2 protein-coding genes are annotated in these 3,196 nt (G+C 72.8%); one reads left to right on the top strand and one right to left on the bottom strand.

Going from position 1 to position 3,196, the window contains the following annotated elements; translation table 11 throughout:
• The first annotated feature begins 86 nt into the window (after positions 1 to 86).
• Positions 87 to 2,066: an ABC transporter ATP-binding protein gene (locus BBH68_RS10965; protein WP_065961196.1), complete on the top strand. Its 1,980-nt coding sequence runs from the start codon at positions 87 to 89 to the stop codon at positions 2,064 to 2,066.
• 204 nt (positions 2,067 to 2,270) lie between these two features.
• On the opposite strand, the gene BBH68_RS10960 is transcribed toward BBH68_RS10965, so the two are convergent.
• Entirely contained in the window at positions 2,271 to 3,146 is an 876-nt protein-coding gene (locus BBH68_RS10960; protein WP_065961197.1) for an alpha/beta hydrolase, read from the bottom strand.
• Positions 3,147 to 3,196 lie beyond the last annotated feature (50 nt).

Genomic DNA, 3,196 nt, shown 5'->3' with positions numbered 1-3,196 from the left:
CCGCGCCGCGCAGCGACGGAGGAGCGAGCAGTGACGAGGGAAGCCTGCGCGTTGGAGTGCGCCGGGACTGAGCGGGGTAGAGGGGCATGAGTGAGAAGAGCGCCCCGGCGCCCGCCGCCGCGGCGCCCCGGAGGGGCCCCGCGCCGGCGGCTGGACCCGGGCGGTTCATGGGCGGGCAGCCGACCGAGCGCAGCATGGACTTCAAGGGCTCGAGCCGCCGGCTGCTGAAGCTGCTGCGGCCCGAGCGCGGCATGGCGCTGACGGTGCTCGCGCTGGGCGCGGTCAGCGTCGCGCTGTCGGTGCTCGGCCCGAAGATCCTCGGCAAGGCGACGGACCTGATCTTCGCGGGCATCATCGGGCGGCAGCTGCCCGCCGACGCCACCAAGGCCGAGGCGGTCGAGGGGCTGCGGCGGTCGGGCCAGGGCACGGTGGCCGACATGGTCGCGTCCATGGACGTGGTGCCCGGCCAGGGCATCGACTTCGACGCGGTGGGGACCGTGCTGCTGTGGGTGACCGCGATCTACGCGTTCTCCTCGCTGCTGAACCTCTTCCAGGCGCGGATCGCCACGGTCGTGGTGCAGCGCATGGTCTTCCGGATGCGCGAGGACGTCGAGGCGAAGCTGGCCCGGCTGCCGCTGTCGTACTTCGACAAGCAGCCGCGCGGCGAGGTGCTGTCGAGGGCTACCAACGACATCGACAACGTCCAGCAGACCATCCAGCAGACCCTCAGCCAGATCATGACCTCGCTGCTGACCATCGTGGGCGTGCTGGCCATGATGTTCTGGATCTCGCCGCTGCTGGCGCTGGTCGCGCTGGTGACCGTGCCGGTGTCGGTGGTGGTGGCGACGAAGGTGGGCAAGCGGGCGCAGCCGCAGTTCGTGGCGCAGTGGAAGACCACCGGCAAGCTGAACGCCCATATCGAGGAGATGTACACCGGCCACTCGCTGGTGAAGGTGTTCGGCCGCCAGAAGGAGTCGGCGGAGCTCTTCCGGGTGCAGAACGAGAAGCTGTACGAGGCGGGCTTCCGGGCCCAGTTCATCTCCGGGATCATTCAGCCGGCGATGATGTTCATCGGCAACCTCAACTATGTGCTGGTCGCCGTGGTCGGCGGGCTGCGGGTGGCCAGTGGGGCACTGTCGATCGGCGACGTCCAGGCGTTCGTCCAGTACTCGCGCCAGTTCAGCCAGCCGCTCACCCAGGTCGCCTCGATGGCCAACCTGGTGCAGTCGGGCGTCGCGTCGGCCGAGCGGGTCTTCGAGCTGCTGGACGCGCCGGAGCAGCGGCCGGACGCGGCGAAGGCGGTGCGGCCGGAGCTGGTGCGCGGCCGGGTGGAGTTCGAGGACGTCTCCTTCCGCTACGACCCGGACAAGCCGCTGATCGAGGACCTGTCGCTGTCGGTGCGGCCGGGCCAGACGGTGGCGATCGTCGGCCCGACCGGTGCGGGGAAGACCACGCTGGTCAATCTGCTGATGCGGTTCTACGAGGTCAGCGGCGGGCGGATCACGCTGGACGGGGTGGACATCGCCGCCATGAGCCGGGAGGAGCTGCGCTCCAACATCGGCATGGTGCTCCAGGACACCTGGCTCTTCGGCGGGACGATCGCGGACAACATCGCGTACGGGTCGCAGGACGCCTCCTTCGACAAGATCGTGGAGGCGGCCAAGGCCACGCATGTCGACCGCTTCGTACGGACTCTGCCGGACGGCTACGACACGGTGATCGACGACGAGGGCTCCAACATCAGCGTCGGCGAGAAGCAGCTGATCACCATAGCCCGGGCGTTCCTGGCCGAGCCCGCGATCCTGGTCCTGGACGAGGCCACGAGCTCGGTCGACACCCGTACGGAGGTGCTGATCCAGCACGCGATGGCCTCCCTGCGGACCGGCCGCACCAGCTTCGTGATCGCCCACCGCCTGTCCACGATCCGCGACGCGGACGTGATCCTCGTGATGGAGTCGGGGCGGATCGTGGAGCAGGGCACCCACGACGCGCTGCGGGCGGCCGGCGGGGCGTACGCCCGGCTGTACGAGGCGCAGTTCGCGGAGCCGCTGGCCGAGACGGAGTGAGCCTGCCTCCCCCGCATCCTTCCCCTCCCGCGTCCTTCCCCTCCCGCGTCCCCCCGCTCCGCGCCCGGCGGAGCGGGGGGCGTTTCGCGAGGTGGGCCGTGGCCCAGGCGGGGCCTTGGTGCAGCAGGCGTGTCGGTGTAACAGGCGCGTTGGTGCAGCAGGGCGTCGGTGCAGCAGGGCGGGGGTGTGTGGAGGCCGGCGTGCTCAGAGGTGGGCCGTGGCCCAGGCGGCGATCCGGTCCAGCAGGGCGGCGTCCGCCGCGTTCTCCGCGCGGCCGAAGCCCGGCTCGATCCACAGCTCTGTGGACGACGGGTCCGCCGCTTCGGCCAGGGTCCGCGGGTGGTCAAGCGGGAAGTAGGGGTCCCGGTCGCCGTGGACGATCAGCAGCGGCGTGGGGGCGATCAGCGGGGCCGCCGCAACCGGGGAGAGGGGTTCGGGGTCCCAGCCGCGGGAGTCGATGCGGGTACGCAGCCCGTAGCGGGAGACCAGGCGCCCGGTCGGGCGGGTGATCGCCCAGTGCACGCGGCGCATCGGGGCGGTTCCCCGGTAGTACCAGCGGGCGGGGGCGCTCACTGCCACCACCACGTCAGCGTGCGCCGCTTCGCGCGCCCCCGCGCCCCCTTTCGCTTCCAATGCCCCCAGTCCCATATCCGGCTCCGACGCAGCCCCCGGCCCCGGCCCCGTACCCGACCCGGGCCCCGCCCCCGGCCCCGTACTCGACCCGGGCCCCGCTCCCGGCCCCGCGCCCGCCCCGTACAGCGCCGCGTGGCGCAGCACCACCGAGCCGCCCATCGAGAACCCGACCGTGGCGACCCGCCGGTGCCCGAGCCGGCGCGCCCATCGCACCGCGGCGGCCAGGTCCAGGACCTCCCGGTCGCCGACCGTGGAGCGCCCGCCGGAGCGCCCGTGGCCCCGGAAGGAGAACGTGACCACGGCCGCGTGCCGGCCCAGCACCGCTGCGGCGCGCCGCAGCGCGGGCCGCTCCAGCGCGCCCGTGAAGCCGTGCGCCACCACAATCGCCGGGCCCGCCACCTGGTCGTCCGTCACCGGGCCGCCCGTCGCCTGGCCGCCCGTCGCCACGTCGCGGCTCGCCTGGCCGCCCGTCGCCACGTCGCGGCTGGCCGCCCGTC

This window comes from Streptomyces sparsogenes (genome assembly GCF_001704635.1).
Classification (GTDB): Bacteria; Actinomycetota; Actinomycetes; order Streptomycetales; family Streptomycetaceae; genus Streptomyces; species Streptomyces sparsogenes.
The sequence above is the reverse complement of the archived record's forward strand: the minus strand, read 5'-3'. Positions and strand labels throughout refer to the sequence as shown.

Coding starts and splice junctions, on each gene's coding strand:
- BBH68_RS10965 (WP_065961196.1), top strand. CDS start 87: ATGAGTGAGAAGAGCGCCCCGGCGCCCGCCGCCGCGGCGCCCCGGAGG.